Raw genomic sequence first — 18,811 nt, 5'->3', positions numbered from 1 at the left:
TTGTTTCTCCCTAGTTTCTCTCGACTGCTCGTTATCATACCTTTTGGAAATTGTCAAAAGGAGTTTTTATGCCAAGTAAGAGCAGAAGGGAGTTCGTCAAAAAAGCGACGGGCTTGATCGGCGTTAGTACGCTAGCATCAACGCATGCACACGCATTAAGCCTTACCAATCCCGGTCGCGACGCCAAAGACGCCCGTTACGTCGGGCAAGAGGGTAAACGCTTCGGTATGGTCATCGATCTTCGCAAATGCGTCGGATGCCAAGCCTGCACGAGTGCGTGTAAAAGTGAAAATAAAGTCCCCAAAGAGAAATTTAGAACTTACGTTCCCGAATACGAACTCGGAAGTTACCCAAGCGTCAGGAAAGCGTTTTTACCGCAACTGTGTAACCACTGCGCCGAGCCTTCGTGCGTAAGCGTCTGCCCGACCGGAGCGACGTTTGCCCGCAAAGACGGTATCGTCGTCGTAGATAACGAGATTTGTTGGGGATGCGGATACTGCATCAATGCTTGTCCTTACGATAAACGTTATTTCAATCCGATCTCCAACGTTGCCGACAAATGCACGCTTTGCGCGCATCGCGTCGATCACGGATTGCTTCCGGCATGCGTGGAAAGTTGTGTCGGCGGAGCACGAGTTTTCGGTGATCTGAACGATCCTTCTTCGCACGTCTCACGCTTGCTTGCAACGTTTCCGGCCACCGTTTTAAAACCTGCTTCCGGAACGAAACCGCGCGTATTTTACATTGCGTTGAGCGGCGAAATCCAGTCATTGCCGTATTCAAACGGAATTTTGGACGACGCGGTACGCAAACGCGAGGGTGCTTTGCATAAAGAATGGTCAAGTAAAGGAGAATAACATGGATTTTGGATCACTATTGCATACGATTAGCTCGATTACGCCCGATCGACCTTGGGGTATCGACATTCCAAACTATTTTTGGTTTACCGGAAGTTCCGCCGCGGCGTTTATCATTTCGAGTTTTGCGCATGTTTTCGGTATGAAAGAGTATAAGCCTATTGCCGGTTTCTCGCTGCTTTTGGCCTTTGTTTTACTCGTTGCCGCACCGATGAATCTTATCGACGATTTACGTCAACCCGGCCGCATTATCAACTTCTTTTTTTACGGATGGGAAAACTTCCCGACCTCTCCGATGAAATGGGGCGTTTTGTTGCTGATAGCATATCCGCTTTTAATTTTAGCCGAAGCAATCGTCTTGTATAGACCTTATTTTACGATGAAAAAAGGGGTCGCCTACACGAAAGAACAAGAAGAAAAAGACCATCGTTTAGGCGTTTTACTTGGAGCGATCGGTATTCCTTTGGCACTAAGCGTACACGGATACACCGGTTATATTTTAGGTGCGGTTCACGCGATTCCTTTATTTCATACGCCGATTATGCCTATTTTGTTTTTAGCTTCCGCAATGGTTTCGGGTACGGGCTTGCTCATTATTTTGCTACCGATTTTTCAGAAATTTTTTACCGATTTTAAACGTATCGATTATGCGATGATGCAACGTTTGGCACGATTGCTTGCATGGTTTATCGTCATCGATTTGGTGATTCGTTTCTTTTGGCTCACCTTTGCGATTACGTTCAATAACGAAGAAAAATATGCCCTCAAACTCTTTTTCGGCGAAAACTTTTGGGAAGTCCTGATCGTCGATTACGTTATTTGTCTTTTTGTACCGATGGCAATCGGTTTTATTCGCTTTTTCTCCCGCTCGCTCAAATGGGTTCTTTTTGCGGGCGTTCTCTCGGCAATCGGCGTATGGATTTTTAGATGGAACACCGTTATCGGCGGTCAGAGCATCGGAAAAACGACGCCTTTTTTATTGGAATACCATCCTCATGTCTTAGGATTCGATAGCATTCTTTCCGTAGTGTCCAACTGGAGTTTGCTCATCGCTTTAATTGCCGCGATTATGGCACTTTTCCCTTGGGATAAAGAGATGGCGAATTATTATACGAAGGAGCAATAATTATGGAAAGTTCACGCAGAAAATTTTTAATCGGAACCAGCATCGTCACCGGAAGCGCGGCACTTGGAGGTTATAGCGATACGCTCAAACATGTCGCTACGCTTTCCAGACGCGGCGAAAAAGCAAACGATCCTATTTACGGAAACGCACCTCAAACCGAAGGCTTACATGTCAAAGGTTCTTTTACGCCCTCTAACGATTTTAGCATGAAACCGAGCATTTGTAACGGATGTACGACCCACTGTTCGGTTCGCGTCAAAATCAACCGTAAAACAGGTCACGTCGAGCGTGTTTTCGGCAATCCGTACAGTCTTCTCTCTTCCGATCCGTGGTTGGCATACAAAACTCCTTTAAGCGAAAGCTTTCAAGCAACCTCCGCGTGGAAAGAAAAAGGCTTGGAGATGCGCTCGACCGCGTGTGCAAGAGGCAATCTGGTTTATGAAAAACTCAATGATCCTTTTCGCGTCACAGCACCGCTAAAACGCGTCGGTAAACGCGGCGACAATCAGTGGCAAACGATTTCGATCGAGCAGTTGATTCGTGAAATTACGCAAGGCGGTAATCTTTTCCAAGAAGGCTATGTTGACGGGCTCAAAGCCTTTGCCGATACGAAAACCTTGATCGACGAAAACAACCCCGATTACGGTCCGATAGCCAATAAATTGTGCGTTTTAGGCACGGCGGACGAGGGACGTCAAAACTTTATCGTGCATCGCTTCGTGCAAAGTTTCGGTACGGTCAATTTTATGGGGCACACCTCGATCTGCGGTCTTTCCATGCGAGCAGGCGAAGCGGCGTATTTAGACGATTTTAACGCATATCCGCATATGAAGCCCGATTACGAACATTGTCAATTTATGCTGAACATCGCTACGGCTCCGGCACAAGCGGGCAATCCGTTTAAGCGTCAAGCCAAACTCTTGGCAAAAGGTCGAAGCGAAGGAAATCTTCGCTATGTCGTCGTCACGCCGATTTTGACCAACAGCGACTCGATTGCCTCAAGCGACCGCTCACGTTGGCTACCGATCAAACCTTCCGGAGACTTGGCGTTTGTCATGGGTATGATGCGCGTCATTATCGAAGAAGAGCGTTATTTGAAAGCGTACTTGGCGATTCCGAGCGAAACGTCGCAAAAAGCTTTACACGATTACAGCTTTACCAATGCGTCGCATTTGGTCGTTCAAGAAGGCGAAAACCAAGGTAAAATTCTCGTCGATGCCAAAGGAATCGTCCATGTCGTCGATGCCAAAGATGCCAAACTCAAATCCGCCGAGGAAGTTCTAGAAGCCGATATCGCATTTGAGGGAGACGTGAGCCTTGAGGGGAAAACATACCGCGTTAAAAGTGCCTTTTTACTTCTTAAAGAGGCGGCATTGGAGCATCCGCTCTCGTTTTACGCCCAAGAAAGCGGTATCGATGAGCAAACGATCGTCCATTTGGCGCGTGAATTTACCTCTTACGGTCGTAGCGTCGGCGTCGATTGTCACGGCGGAACGATGCATTCGACCGGATTTTACACGACGTATGCCGTGATGATGTTAGGGGCGTTGGTGGGCAATTTAAATTACAAAGGCGGTATGAGTACGGGAGGCGGTAAATTTAAAGATTTTAACGGTTCCGTTTACAACCTTTTGGCCTATGCCGGTAAACAAAAGCCTTTCGGTACGCGTTTGGATCGCGCTCGAAAAGCGTATGAAACCAGCAGCGAATACAAACAAAAAGTTGCCCGAGGCGAAAATCCCTATCCGGCAAAAGATGCATGGTTTCCTTTTACCAACGCGATCGAATCGGAAGTGATTCATAGCAGTGCTAGTGCCTATCCGTATAAAATGGGGGCGTTAATCTCATGGTGCTCGAACTTTATGTACGGACAAAGCGGTGCGGAACATTTGATCCCGCTTTTAAAAGACCCCAAAAAAGCCGTGCCGCTTTTTATTGCGATCGATCCGTTTATCAATGAAACCAGCCGTTACGCCGATTATATCGTGCCCGATTCGGTTCTTTACGAAACATGGGGCGTCGTTTCGCCGTGGGCGGCACACCTGACGAAAACTTCACATGTACGTTACCCAATCGTCGCTTCGCCCAATGCAAAGCTGCAAAACGGCGAACCGATTTCGATGGACAGTTTTCTTATCGAATTGGGAAAATCGCTTAATTTAGCGGGATTCGGTGCTAACGCCATCAACGGAGCCAATGCAAAATTTGCGCTTGAGCGTCCCGAAGATTTTTATTTAAGAGCCTTTGAAAACATCGCGATGGACGGAGCCGCACCCGTACCTGAAATTAGCGACGAAGAGATTGCTTTGGCAGGACTGGAAGAGTATGTAGTGTCGCTCAAACGTATTTGCGGCGAAAATTGGAAAAGGGTTGCTTACGTCATGAGTCGGGGAGGGCGTTTTGCCGATAAAGGTAGCGCATACGAAGGCAATAAAATGACCAAATCTTATACCAAGGCGATTGCCGTTTATAACCAGACCGTAGGAACGTCGCATCATGCGTTAACGGGAGAGCGTTACAGCGGCGTACCGCGTTATTATGCACCGCGTCTTGCTAACGGTGAAAAATTAAAATTCAATACGCCCGAATACCCGTTTCTAGCCTTTAGCTACAAGTCCAACGTGCTTTCTTCGGCAACTTCGGCCTTGGAAGCGTTGCGCGATACGCGTTACACGTCCTACATCGATTTGAACGCAAAAACGGCGCAACAGTTGGGTATCGCGCACGGCGAAGCGGTACGCGTACGCTCGCTTGACGGAACGATTGAGGGCATTTGCCGCGTCAAAGAGGGCATCCATCCGCTTTCTATCGGCATCGAACACGGTAGCGGACGCGAGGGAGAAGGGGCGATCGACGTTAAGATCGATAGCGTGCTCAAACAAGGACGCATCGCCAGAAGAAGCGGCGTCAATATCAATAAATTAGGCTTACGCGATATAACGCGCTTGAATATGCCGACCTTAAGCGACTTTGCCGTCGGTTCCAACGCACGCCAAGCCGTTCCGGTTCGCATCGAAAAAATCTAACCAAACCGCAGGCTATGAAACGACGTTTTCATAGCCTCGCTTAAGGCGAAACGATCATAAATTGAGCCCCTTGGTCAAGGTTATGTATGAAAAGACTTTTGCCGTATTTTTGCACGATTTCCCTTGACATGTTAATTCCCAAACCGTTTTTATAGCTTCCATTGTTCAGCTTTTCCACTATCTCAGGTTCTATCCCGCCGCAATTATCGTGAAACGAAATCGCATTTTCGCTAATCGTAATTTCGATATAAGGATACTTGATAGCACGTTTTTGCGCTATGTTGAGCATATTGGATAAAAGGTTCATCCACACTTGCATCCACTCGTTACGAATACCGATAAAATGGGTATTTGACGTCTGATGAAACGCTATAGCGACGTTAAGGTTTTTAATGCGGGTATCCAAAATGCGAATCACGGCTCGAATCGAGTCTTCGACCTCAAATTCATAAACGTTGGTAGAAGGTTTGTAATACTCTAAAAAGTTTTGCATCGTCTCGGACATAAAATCCAAGGTTTGCTCGATTTCCCGCGTGTTTTTATCCAACAATTCGTCCGGAATCTTTTTATTTTGCAAGATATGAGCACGAAACGTTAAATTTGCATAACTGATTTTAGTCAGGCTTTCCCGCCATTGATGCGAAATCGTCGCAATAAGCGCGCCAAGAGCGGCTTGTTTGGATTGCTGAAAAAGCATTTGAGAGTGTTCAAGGTTTTTTTTGACTTCTTGTGCGACGCGTTTACGCAATTGGTAATTCCAAATTAAGATCAGAGACGAAATCAACAAAAGCGTTAAAATACCGTAAATCAATAAGTGATGATTACGTTCGTTGGATTCGACTTTGATGTAAATATGTTTATTAACAATGTGTTCTTTTTCGCTTGGCGTGATTGCTTGAATGCCTCGATTTAAAATATCCCGCAAAATCGGTTCGTCTTTGCGAACGCCGATACGTAAAATATTGACATAATCTTTGGGTTGTGCGACGACTTTGAGGTTGAAAATACTCTCTTTTTTGATCGTGTACGCCGTGACCATGAGCGAACGAAGCGTCAAATCCGCTTTTTTATTTTCCACCATCCAAAAGGCTTCTTCTTCCGTATCGACGGGAATGATTTTAAGGTTGGGAAAATCGTTTTGAAACCGCTCGAGAATGGATGTTTCTTTCAGTAAGGCAATGCTGGTATGACGCAAGGAGCGGATGTCGTCGATCGGCGGATAATCGCTACGAGCAACCAGTACGTTGGGATCTTTAATGATCGGTTCGGTAAATACGAGCCATTCTTCGCGTTTTGGAGTTTGATTGACCAAACTTAAGAGGTCGCACTCTTGACGCTTGGATTTTAACACCGTTTCTTCCCATGTTTTTGTCGGAATCAATCGTAACGTTAGATCGAGTTTAGAAGCAATCAATCGTATTATATCCGCGGCAATGCCTTCGTGCTCTTTGTCGGCATTAATCGTTTCAAAAGGAGCCCAATCGGGATCGACACACATCGTAATGACTTTTTTCTCTTTGAGGTATGCTTCTTGCGCTTGGCTTAACGCAACGGAAGAGGCAAAAACAACCGATATAACGCCCCAAAGGCACAACGCCCAAAACGATTTCATCATACGATCAACTTATAGCCGACGTCCGGAATCGTATGTAAAAACGTTTTTCCGAAACGTCTTCGTATGCGCATAATAAAATTATTAAGCGCACTTTCACTCATCGGTTCGTACTCATAAACGTAAGCTAAAAACATGTCGCGTGTCAAAATCGTATTTTTATGCTGGCAGAGCATTTCGAAAAAGAGAATCTCTTTTTTATTCAATTCAAACGCAACGTTATTTTTCGTAACGTTTTTCAGTGCTTTATCGTAACAAAAACCGTCTTTAAGCGTAACGATCGTCTGCGAGCTTGCTTCCATTTTTTTAATGCATTCGTGAAGTCCGTCCACCAGCATTTTAAAATTAATCGGTTTTAAAAGGTAACCGCTGAGATTTAAGGTCATCGCTTTAAAGAGGAATTCTTCATCTTTATGACCGCTAAGGACTAAAACAGGGACACTGTCGTTACTTTTTCGCAACTCTTTGATAAAATCGAGCCCGTTTTCATTTTTGAGGTGAATATCCGAAATAATAATATCGATGCGCTCTTTCTCAAAAAGTTCATACGCCTCTTTAATCGTATGTGCAACATAAACACGTGCGACGAACATCTCAAATAAAGAGACGGCGTTATCGATAAATTCGACGTTGTCTTCTAAAAGTAGTAAATTTTTATCCGCTAATCGTTTCATCGGTGTTTTACCGGCCTTTTTTTAAATCTTGATGCGTATGATCGATTTTCGTAACTGTATTATAATCAAATCGCAAACACATCGCAAAAAAAATTTTAACGTGCGATAAAGCTACGATATGAAAAAAGTACAATGAGGCTTAGCGTAAAACGTATGAATATGAGGATTGGCGTATGTTAAATCGTCGCTTTCACGATGTCAGGCTTTCTCTTTCGATTTTGAGACTTCCGCTATTAAAGACTAAAAATAAAATTACAAAAGGTGTTCATCATGCTAAAACAAGTGTCTAAAAACGTTGTTCTGTCCATAGCCGCTTCGGTTGTCATTACGGGTTGTTCCGTTGCACCGCAACCGATGCTGCAAGAAGACGTCAAAGCGCAAGTGAAGAAGGATTTATCGACGCTCAGCGAGGCGGCTTTGCCGGTCACAAAACCCATTACGCTGGATGAGGCAATTTATCGCGGTATCAACCACAATCTTCAAAAGCGTGTCAAAGTTTTAGAATCGGCTCTCTCCGAACAACAACTTGATTTAGTTTATTATGACATGTTGCCGAGTTTGACCGCGGCGGCGGGATATTCCGAACGCAATAACTATGCGGCGAGCCAAAGTGCTTCTTTTACCAACGGAAAACCCCAACCGTTGAATAATACGTACTCCATCTCCCAAGAAAAAGAGAGAGCAACTACCGATGTTACGTTTAGTTGGAATATTCTTGATTTCGGTTTGTCTTACGTCAGGGCAGAACAACAAGCCGATAAATTTTTAATCGCCAAAGAAAAAGAGAAAAAGATCGAGCATACGTTGACCCAAGAGATCAGAAGAGCTTACTATCAAGCCGTCTCCGCACAAGATCTACTCAAACGCATTCAACCGATGATGGTCGAAGTGAAACAAGCATTAAACGACTCTAAAGCGGTTCAAGACCAACGCGTTTCCAAAACCCCGATGGAAGCTTTGGCGTATCAGCGAGAATTACTCGACATTTTACGATCGCTTCATACTTTAGAAAGCGGTCTTATCTCGGCTAAAGTCGAGCTTTCGGAGCTGATGGGGCTTAAACCGGGAACCGAATTTGAATTAGCCGATAAAGTCGAAAAAAACTATGAGATTCCCCAACTTCACTTAAGCCTTGATCAAATGGAAGAGATCGCTTTGGAAAATCGCCCCGAGTTGACCGAAAGCAGGTATCAAGAGCGCATCTCGGAAAAAGAGTTAACCGCCGCTAAGCTTAAAATGTTACCGGGGGTTAATCTTAGTGCTTCCTTATCCTACGACAATAGCGATTATTTGCTCAACAATGACTGGTACTCTTACGGTGCGAATGTCTCATGGAATCTTTTGAACGTCTTTAAAGCAAGCTCGTATAATAAGTTGGCAAAAACTCAAATCGAAGTGGCAAAAGAGCAAAAACTTGCTCTATCGATGGCGGTACTCTCACAAGTGCATCTCTCCATCGTTAACTTCAACCAAGCGAAAAAAGAGTACCTCTTAGCCAAAGAGTATCTCACGGTTGCCGATGATATATATCATCTCACAGAAGTTGAAAACTCCGTTAATGTTAACAGCCGTTTGATTCTTATCAAAGAAAAACTCAATAATATCTTGGCGACTTTACGTTACTCGGCAGCATATGCCAATGTTCAAAACGGTTACGGAAAAATCTTTGCCTCTTTAGGTGTGGATGAAAAAGCTCTTGAAACGCCAAACATGGAACCGATTCAAGCGGCACAAACCCCCGTTGAGGAAGTAAAACCCGTCGCGGAAGTTCCGGAAGAAAAGCTACATGTAACGCCTGTCGTTGTGCCGGAAGCACAAGAGCAAGAGCCTATCGTTGAAGCTAAACCCGTCGCCGAAACAAAAGAGGAAACGTTACATGTAACGCCTGCCGTTATGCCGGAAGAGAAAGAAACGCAAGCTGTTGAAGCACCGCAAAAAGCAACACCCAAAAAAGAAGACAATCGCTTTTCAACGATGAATTTCAGAACGGCGAAAGTGCTTCTTTACCCCGGTGACAAGCTAACGGTCAACGCAAAACCGTATAGCGTCAAAGAGGGTGATAGCCTTCCTAAAATTGCCGAAGAAGCGGGAGTTTCTCCATCATGGATCGTGTCTGAAAATCCATGGCTCGTTGAAAAAAACAGGGTTAGTGCTAAATAAAAAAGGTGAGCGCAATGAAAAGAGTTTTAAGTATCGTATTAGCGTTAGCATCGATGCTCTGTGCCGCAGAAAATCCTACGGCACGTGCCATTATCGTATCGCTTGATCGCACCGTTTTATCCAGTGAAATTGCAGGGGAAATTATTGAGCTTAGCAAGCATGAGGGTGATTCTTTTAAAAAAGGCGAATCCCTTTTGAAAATCGATTGTGCGGTTTATCGAGCGCAAAAACGCAAAATAGACGTTGAAAAAGAGATCGCCAAGCTTGAACTGGAAAAAAACAAAAAACTTGACTCTTTCGGTTCCGTGGGGACGTTTGAGATTCAAATCTCAAATGAAAACTACAACAAACAAAAAGCGGAAAGCGATATTGCCGCCATTAACGTCTCGCGATGCGAGATCAATGCCCCTTTTGACGGCAAAATTGCCTCTAAAAAAGTATCGAAATACCAAAGTATTAAACCCCAAGACGAGCTCTTTGAAATCGTCGGACTCGATAATCTTGAAGCCAGGGTCGTCGTTCCCTCTTCGTGGCTTGCATGGCTGAAAAGAGGGATGGAATTTGAACTCAATGTCGATGAAACCAAAACGACGCTGAAAGCACAAATCGTACAGATCGATTCGGTAGTAGATCCGACAAGCCAATCGATTACGATACGAGCAAAGTTGATCAAGCCTTTTGAAAATATTATTCCGGGAATGAGTGCTACGGCACATTTCCCTCAAAATACCCATTAATATCAAGGACGGACGCCATGAAAACACTCAGAAAAAAACCGGTTATTAGCGCGTTAGAACAAAGAATGCTTTTCGACGGAGCCGCAATCGGCACGGCGGTCGACGTCCTTGATAAGAGCAGTTTCTCGACACAAACAAATGATACGACCGTTAAAAACAGTGATGTGACGAACGACAACGCCGAAAATAGCGTTCACAAAATACAAGCAACGCCGAGCAATGAAACAACGACCCGCAAAGAAGTTGCTTTTGTCGACACCAGCGTCAAAGATTATGAAACGTTAGTTCAAGGGATCGGCGATAACGTTGAAATTTATTTGGTCAATTCCTTAGACGAGATTCAAACGATTCTTAAGCATGAAACCGAGATTGACGCTCTTCACGTTCTCTCTCACGGTAGTACCGGTGAAATTACGGTCGGGAACGATGTTTTAAATCAAAATACCTTAGCACATTACGACGCGTTAATACAAACGATTAAAAACGCTATGTCCGAAAACGGCGACGTGTTGCTCTACGGATGCGACGTTGCTGCCAACGGAGAAGGGCAAGCCTTTGTCAATGCCGTTGCCGCTTCGACCGATGCCGATATTGCCGCCTCAAACGATACGACCGGCGTCGGCGGAGATTGGGATTTGGAAATCAAAAGCGGTATGGTCGAGACGGCGTCTTTTAATATTATGTCTTATCAAGGAGACATGGGAACACCTTCAATTTCCGGTTTAGAAAATGTCACATTTTATGAAAACGGTTCAAGCGTAAACCCTGCCTCAAATATTTCTATTACGAACGGCACAAGCTATGCGGGACAATATATCGAGTATAGCTTTACGAATGCTACAACTTCGGATCAGCTTGTACTCAATAGTGCAAGTAACGCCACCGCGAACGGCGCTATTTCTCTTGATGGTTCCAATGTGTACTTGGGAAACGGCTCCGGAAAAGATATTATCGGTTCGATAGATTCCACCTATAACGGAGTTAACGGACAAAAATTAAGAATTAATTTTGCCAGTAGCTTTACCAATGCAAGTTTTGAGACGGGAACGATCACCGGATGGACGGCAATGAATCAAATGATCGATTTAGGTTCTACGGTTATTGCCGGATGGACATCGCAAGATACAAGCGATTATTCGAATAATGCAAACTCCGGCGGAAACGACAATGACATACCAAGCGGTTCTTATTCGACAACCATTGTTTCCGAAGCCGGAAACGCGACAGACGGTAACTATGCTTTAAAACTTACCAGTAGTATGACGACACTCAACGGCTACGATGTGGTTCACGGACCTGCCGTATACAGCTCTGCTTTTGAAGCAAGCTCGGGTGATGTCATCTATTTTGACTGGAGAGCCTATGCCGGAGGTGATGATTTTGATGCTTTCGGATATATCGTCAATGTTAATACGGGGGCGCAAATTGAAGTTTTAGATGCGACGGGTGCGTCCAACACTGCATGGGCAACGAAAGCAACCACTATTTCAACATCCGGTACGTATAGATTTGTTTTTGTTAACGGTACATACGACGCATCAGGAGGGCAAGCGGCAGGCGGACAGCTTTACATCGATAACGTAAGAGTTTACGGAACGAAAGTGAATGATGCAGTCGTAACGTCAATTTCGAAACTGGTTTCGTTTTCCAATACTTCCGACGATCCTTCAACCGCGAATCGGACATTTACCGTAACGGCTGTTGATTCAAGCGGTAACGTAGGCAGTGCTTCCAGTACGATTAGCGTTAGCTCAACAAATGATTTACCTTATATTTCAGGTAGAGAGACGCTTTCTGTGAATGAAGATACGTCCATTACGATTTCCGGGATCAGCGTTAGCGATAATGATGCCGGAAGCGATGTTAAAGTAACCATATCGTCCAATCACGGTAATTTAAGTTTAGGCAGTTCCAGCGGTGTAACGGTTAGCGGTACAGGCACGCATACGTTGGAAATTACGGGTAGTACCACCAACCTTAATAGCACTCTTGCTACGCTTCGCTATCAAGCCGATTCCAATTGGTTCGGCGACGATCCTTTAACCATTACGGTTAACGACAACCAAGGAAGCGGCGAGCAACCTTATAGAATCAACCAAACGGGTAAATTCTTCAATACGCTCAACGGACATTACTACGAATTTGTTAGCGCATCGGGTATTTCTTGGACCGATGCTAAAACCGCGGCGGAAGCTCGTACTTTATACGGATTAAATGGATACTTGGTTACCATTACATCCGCGAACGAAAATGCGCTCATCACTTCGATGGCGGGCGGAAACGGTTGGATCGGTGCTAGTGATGCCGCTAGCGAAGGGATTTGGAAGTGGGTCACAGGTCCGGAAGCCGGAACACAATTTTGGACAGGCGATACGAGTGCCGGAACCAATTCGACGTCCAATTACGGCTCAGCGTATAACAGCCAATATGCCAACTGGGATAGCGGTGAACCGAATAATTCCGATGCTTCACGCGGCGGAGAAGACGTGGCACACTTTTACTATTCCGGAGCCAATGCCGGAAAATGGAATGATTTTGCAGCCAATAATACAAGCGCAATTGCCGGATACATTGTCGAATACGGCGGAGCAGGGGGAACGTTAAGTGCTGCTCAATTAACCGTTAAGGTATTATCCGTTAACGATGCACCTACGTTAGAAACCAGTCAGACGTCAAATTATTCGGAAAACGGTTCGCCTATCGCGCTCTCGCCTTCGTTAACGCTAAACGATATAGACAATACGACTTTAGCAAGTGCTCAAGTCAGCATTAGTTCCGGTTTTTTAAGCGGTGATGTATTAAGTTTTACGAATGACGGCTCTACGATGGGCAATATCACGGCACTCTACGATAGCTCAACCGGTGTTTTAACCTTAACATCCTCAGGTGCAACAGCAACGCTTGCCCAATGGCAAAGTGCATTACGAAGCGTTACGTATCATTCCACCAGTGAAACGTTGAGTCTCACGCAAGCGACGCGAACCGTTTCGTGGAAAATTAACGATGGAAATTTAGAGAGTTCGGTTGATACGTCGACGTTACATGTAACGGGTGTCAACGATGCGCCGACGATTTCCGTTTCAACCCCTTCAGGCTTTACGGAAACGACCGGTATCGACAACCAGAACGTGACGCAAAGCGGAACGGTGACCTTTGGGGATGTCGATAGTAATGTCAATGTAACGTACAGCTACAACAACGATATTGCATGGAGCGGAGGTACGCTAAATTCGACACTTTCGTCGGCATTGAGTGCGGGATTTCACGCAAGTGCGACCAATGCTTCTTCCGGTACGACGACATGGAGCTATAGCGTTAACAATGTTGATTTAAATTTTCTTGCCGAAGGAGAGACGATTACGTTTAGTTATGACGTGATCGCAACCGACACGGCAAGTGCTACGCAAAGTACAAGGATTACGTTTACGATCACGGGAACAAACGATGCGCCGGTCTTTGGAACGATTACGAGCGGAGGGACGGGCGTTGTAACAGCTCCAAGCGCAGGAACGACAGCTCCAAGCGCAGGGGTTGAAATTTTCAATAATGGACTCTTACGATTCGGAAGCGGCACCATTGACTCCGTGAACCCAAGCACGGGTATGTTGGAACAACCGTGGTATTACAAAGACGGTGTATGGAATAAATTAACGTTTTCAAGCTATCAATTAAACATGGCAATTGCCGCAGATTATAATTCCGGCAGTGCTAAAACGGATACGGACTGGAACTTGGAAGGAACGGTTAATCTAACTCCAACCTTTACCAATACGACGGTTGATAATTCCGGTTTCAATACCGCTACGGGAACGGGTACGATTGTTTGGAGCGGTGAGATTACGGTCGGAACGGCTCATCTGAAAGTGACGAATGTCTATGCCTTGGAATCGGGGGCTAAATATATTAAAGCAAACACGTATATTACAAATCTCGGGACCACATCAACGGAAAACTTGAGATTTTGGGTCGGAACACGCGACGATTTTGTCGCAGGTAGCGATAGTCCAGCCAAACAAAAAGGCAATATCGTCGACGGTGAATTTACGATGATTTCTAATGCTTCGGAGCAAGCTAAAGCGATTAAAATTTATACGGGTACAGGTGCCAATGCGACGGCCGTACTTTTCTATTCGACCAATGAAAACGTTAATACCGTGATTGCCCCCGGATACGGTTGGACCACATCCAACCAGTACGCTCCGGGGATTGATCCTTTAAATTCCGTCTACAATCAATCGTATGATGACGGCGGATATGCTATGTTTACAAACCTGAACAACATCAATGCCTCACAAACGGTTATGTTTGATTGGTATTATGCGGCCGGAGCCGTATCAGAACTTTCTAATATCACTTCCAGTTTAGAGCACGCGGCATCGACCAACCTGCAAGAAAACAGTTCATCGCTTGTTTTAACCGACGATTATACGATTACGGATATTGATCTAACCGATGAGGTCAATGTTGCGGTCAATTCCGTACAGGTAACGCTTCCTAGCGGGTTAACCTTGCCTTCAGGTTATACGGAAGAGATTATCAAAAATATGCTCCACATCAACTCCAACCCCGTCATCGATAACGATTCAACGACGGGAACGGTCTCGTGGAGTTTTAATTCAGGAACGGAACACACGTTTAACTTCTTGGGCAGAGGGCAGACGGTGACGCTTCTTTATACATTAACGGCAACGGACTCTCAAGGAGCAACGGCAACGACGACCGTTTCAATAGCCATCGACGGCGTGAATGACACGCCTACCGTTGTTGTTGATTCAGGCGATAGCGATGTTTTAACGATGAGTGAAACCGACACGACACTCAGTTCAAGCGGTACCTTAAGTATTGAAGATATTGATACGATGGATACAAGTTTTTCAGTCAGTAAAGTCGGTGTCGTCGCATCGGGGGCAACGGAAGGATTGACGCTAAACACGAACGCTTTACTTAACATGTTAAGCGTTGCGACGCACGATTCTGACGTCAATTGGTCTTTTAATTCCGGTAGCAACTATTTTAACGCTTTACCGGCAGGCGAGACATTAACATTGACCTATACGATTAGCGTAAAAGATTCCGGTAATGCAAGCGTAAATAAAACGATTACGGTTCATATCGTCGGCACGAATGATAGTGTCACATTAAATACGCCTGCTACGATTTACTATACAGATACGGATGCAAATGACGTTTTCAACGCAACATCTTCTTCTTTAAGTGCAATCGACATTGATCACAATACGGTATTTGAATACGGAATTGACGGAGGAGTGTTGCTAAACTCAACGGTGACGAAAGTGGGCTTATACGGTACACTCTCACTTAATACCGTTACGGGGGCTTATACGTATACTCCAAACGCCGATGTCATCAATGCTCTTAGGGCTAATACTTCAGAAGCCTTTACCGTGACGCTTAGTGATAACGACGGTTCTACCGACACTAAGCAATTGGTCATTGCCATAGATGCGGTTAATGATGCTCCGCTTTTAGGCGGAACATTACAGCCCAAAACATTTGTTGAAAACGGATCACCCGTTCAAGTCGATTCCGATATAACGGTGACGGACTTGGAAGGCACGAGTTATGATGGAGGGTACATTTCTTTTGCCGTGACGACACATAAAGAATCTCTTGATACTTTGGCGATTGCATCCCTTGGCGGCATTTCGTTCGAAGGCTTACATGTAAAATACGGCGGTGTCGTCATCGGCACCATCGACTCTGTTTTAAACGGTGAAAACGGTAAAGAATTACGCGTACATTTGAATGAAAATGCTTACTCTTCACATGTACAAGCCTTGGCAAGAGCGATCACGTTTAGCAATGCATCTGATAATTTCACTGATGCGGCGAGAACGGTTGAGATTAAAGTCAACGACGGCGGAAACGGCGGTGAGACGGCGGCACGTTATAGCGTCAAAACGGCAAGTGTGAACCTTCAATCGATCAATGACTTACCATCGATCGATTTAAATACGACAACGCTCATTGTTGAAAAAGTTATCGGTCAAAATGACAATGGAACACTCTCTATAGGCTCTATTTTACGGGTTTCTGATTTAGACGATACGACGCTCAGTGTCACGATTGAAACAACCCGTTACGGTCACATCACGATCAATGACTCGATCACCAACGGTCTTAACGCTTCGCAGATCAGCGGAAACGGTTCACGCGTCGTAACGCTCAGCGGAACGATCGATCAAATCAATGCTACGTTAGCCGCTTCTAACGGTGTAACATACGCTGCTGGATACGGAAACGACTATATCACTCCGGGTGCCGATTATATGAAAATAACGGCAAGGGACGCATTAAACGGTACGAACGTATCGGAAAAATTGGTCATGGTTTTACCGGCAATTCCAAATATTTACAGTGACAATATCGTAGGATCCGAAGATAACACCTCTTCGACTATCGCCAATATCAATGATCTTGTGACGGATATTAACGATAACGGAGGAACATTCGTGTTTGGAACGGGAACACCCGACATCACGAATGCAAGCGGTACAATAACAACCGCAGGAACATTCCATGCCTTTGATACAAGCACGTATATCTATGATTCCAATGCAAAAGTTATCGGTTATCAATTAACCAACGGTAAAATTATGTTGAATGAAGGTAAGAATAGAGCAGATCATCCCGATTACGCGAAATTTACCTTTATTCCGAATGAAAACTGGTACGGATACGAAACGTTTTTATACCAATTTACGTCGAATGACGGCGAAGTGAGCAACATCGCACAAGTCGCATTTTTTGTGACTCCGGTCAATGATGCACCGGTGATTACGATCGCCGATACGACCGTATCAATAAACGAAGATACGCCTTTTGTTTTTGACAATACTCATGCGATTGTTCTGTCCGATTTGGATGTGATAGATGCATCCCAACTCTTAGACGTGACGCTTCATGTCACTAACGGAACATTAGAATTGTCACAAATGACGGGGCTAAGTGTTTTGGAAGGTTCTAATCATTCCTCTATCCTTAAAATACGCGGCAGCTTGGAAGATTTGCAAAATGCAATCAATGGATTAACGTATACACCCAATAGCGATTATAACGGAAGCGATAGTTTAACCATCAGCATTAACGACCTTGGCAATATTGGTGAGGGCAATCGTTTGGAAGCTACTCAAACCATCGCTATTACCATCAATGCGGTCAATGATAGTCCTGTGTTTGAAGCACAGTCCGGAAGTGTGATTGAAGGTGAACACCTCCAAGGCGTTCTTCCGGCAAGCGACGTTGATAGCGGCTCTATTACGTTTAGCGTAAACGGAACGGCACCTAAGGGCTTCGTCTTACATGATGACGGTTCGTTTACGTTTGATTCTTCAAGTTATAATTATATCGGACAAGGTGAAACCGATACGATTGTTATTCCTATTGCCGTTACGGATGCGGAAGGCTTAACGACGATTGCGAATTTTTCGATCACGATTACGGGTACAAACGATGCACCGACGGTTGCATCGGATAATATCGATGTCGAAATACCTTTTGGAGACGTTTACCGCAAAGATATTTCCGTTCTCTTTAGCGATAGCGATGCAAGCAACGTCTTTACGTTTGAAGCAACGAATTTACCGATAGGCTTATCAATCGATCCGGTTACGGGCGTCATCTCCGGAAGAGCTTCGCAATCGGGAGTTTTTGAGATTACGCTTAAAGCAACAGATCCGTTCGGCGCAACGATTAATCGAACCTATTCGATGCTAGTCATCGCCCCCGCTCCGCTGGAAACGGCAAAACCGGCATCATCAAGCAGCGGTAGTACGGATACGTCCACCCCTACGGGAAGCTCTTTTGGCGGTACAAATCCGTTTGGAAACACGGGAACGACGGGAGGCTCTCTTGGAGGATTGGGTGTTATCAACTATGCACCTAGCGCTCAATCTAGCGGATTACCGACAGAGGTCGGAAGAGGCTTTTTAAGCACGACCCCCTCTTCTGGGAGTGAAGCCTCAAGCGGTGGAAGCGGCGGTTTTGGAACAAGTAATGCTCAAGAAACGCCTCGAGCAGGAACCGATGCACCATCATCGAATAGTGCCGGAGAGAGGGACACTCAAAACGAGCGTTCCGCTTCATCAGGCGATACGACGACACAAAGAGGTGTTCAAGGCGGTAGCGGCACACTTCAGGTCAATGTTGACGTGAACGTTTTAACTAACGGACAAATCGTCTTTAATCAATCCAGTCGTGACTCATTCTCCATTGTCGGTATTGCCATTGAAGAGATCAAACTCGTTAACAACTATATCGAAGTCAAAGTCGTCGACACCAATCTTGCTCAAAGTTTTGTCGTAACGCTAGCAGACGGTGCGGAGTTACCGAAAGGCTTGTCATTTGATCCACGAACGGGTAATATCACCGGCACGTTACTCGAAGAGCTCGAAACGTTACATGTCAGCATCAAAGCGATCAACTCGGACGGTACGACAAGGGTACTGAATCTTACCATCGATTTAAAACAGTTGAAAAACAAAAATCAAACCGATGCCAAGAGCTTTGTGGGCTTTAAAGAGCAAATCACACTTGAAAACCAACGACTAGAGCATTACGGCTCTTATTTAACGCAACTACTCGCATAAGAAAAGAGAG

8 protein-coding genes are annotated in these 18,811 nt (G+C 45.1%); 6 read left to right on the top strand and 2 right to left on the bottom strand.

The window, feature by feature from the left end; genetic code table 11:
* The first annotated feature begins 68 nt into the window (after positions 1-68).
* From dsrO to NL930_RS06520, 3 genes are read left to right on the top strand one after another with little or no spacing between them, the layout of a single operon-like run.
* The gene (gene dsrO / locus NL930_RS06530; RefSeq protein WP_039674532.1) at positions 69-857 is read left to right on the top strand and encodes a sulfate reduction electron transfer complex DsrMKJOP subunit DsrO; all 789 of its coding nucleotides are present in this window, start codon (positions 69-71) and stop codon (positions 855-857) included.
* 1 nt (position 858) lies between these two features.
* Positions 859-1,983, top strand: a complete 1,125-nt coding sequence (gene nrfD, locus NL930_RS06525) for an NrfD/PsrC family molybdoenzyme membrane anchor subunit (RefSeq protein ID WP_254376060.1) — start codon at positions 859-861, stop codon at positions 1,981-1,983.
* A 2-nt stretch (positions 1,984-1,985) separates the two neighbouring features.
* Positions 1,986-5,009, top strand: coding sequence for a molybdopterin dinucleotide binding domain-containing protein (locus NL930_RS06520; protein ID WP_254376059.1), 3,024 nt, complete (start codon positions 1,986-1,988; stop codon positions 5,007-5,009).
* A 40-nt stretch (positions 5,010-5,049) separates the two neighbouring features.
* On the opposite strand, the gene NL930_RS06515 is transcribed toward NL930_RS06520, so the two are convergent.
* Positions 5,050-6,624 carry a transporter substrate-binding domain-containing protein gene (locus NL930_RS06515; protein WP_254376058.1) on the bottom strand — a complete coding sequence of 525 codons (1,575 nt, stop codon included), beginning with the start codon at positions 6,622-6,624 and terminating at the stop codon, positions 5,050-5,052.
* The gene (locus NL930_RS06510) at positions 6,621-7,295 is read right to left on the bottom strand and encodes a response regulator transcription factor (protein WP_254376057.1); all 675 of its coding nucleotides are present in this window, start codon (positions 7,293-7,295) and stop codon (positions 6,621-6,623) included. Before NL930_RS06510 ends, NL930_RS06515 begins: the two co-directional genes overlap by 4 nt.
* A 270-nt stretch (positions 7,296-7,565) precedes the next feature.
* On the opposite strand from NL930_RS06510, the gene NL930_RS06505 reads away from it, so the two are divergent.
* The 3 genes from NL930_RS06505 to NL930_RS06495 are packed head-to-tail and all read left to right on the top strand — an operon-like array spanning position 7,566 to position 18,801.
* On the top strand, positions 7,566-9,455 hold the full coding sequence (locus NL930_RS06505; RefSeq protein WP_254376056.1) for a TolC family protein: 1,890 nt from the start codon (positions 7,566-7,568) through the stop codon (positions 9,453-9,455).
* A 14-nt stretch (positions 9,456-9,469) separates the two neighbouring features.
* Positions 9,470-10,192 (top strand): efflux RND transporter periplasmic adaptor subunit, encoded by a 723-nt coding sequence (locus NL930_RS06500; protein ID WP_254376055.1) that lies wholly within the window; start codon positions 9,470-9,472, stop codon positions 10,190-10,192.
* 17 nt (positions 10,193-10,209) lie between these two features.
* Entirely contained in the window at positions 10,210-18,801 is an 8,592-nt protein-coding gene (locus NL930_RS06495) for a DUF4347 domain-containing protein (protein WP_254376054.1), read from the top strand.
* The last annotated feature ends 10 nt before the right edge of the window (positions 18,802-18,811 follow it).

Source organism: Sulfurospirillum sp. hDNRA2 (genome assembly GCF_024206095.2).
In the GTDB taxonomy this organism is placed as follows: Bacteria; Campylobacterota; Campylobacteria; order Campylobacterales; family Sulfurospirillaceae; genus Sulfurospirillum.
This window is presented reverse-complemented; position numbering and strand designations above follow the sequence as displayed.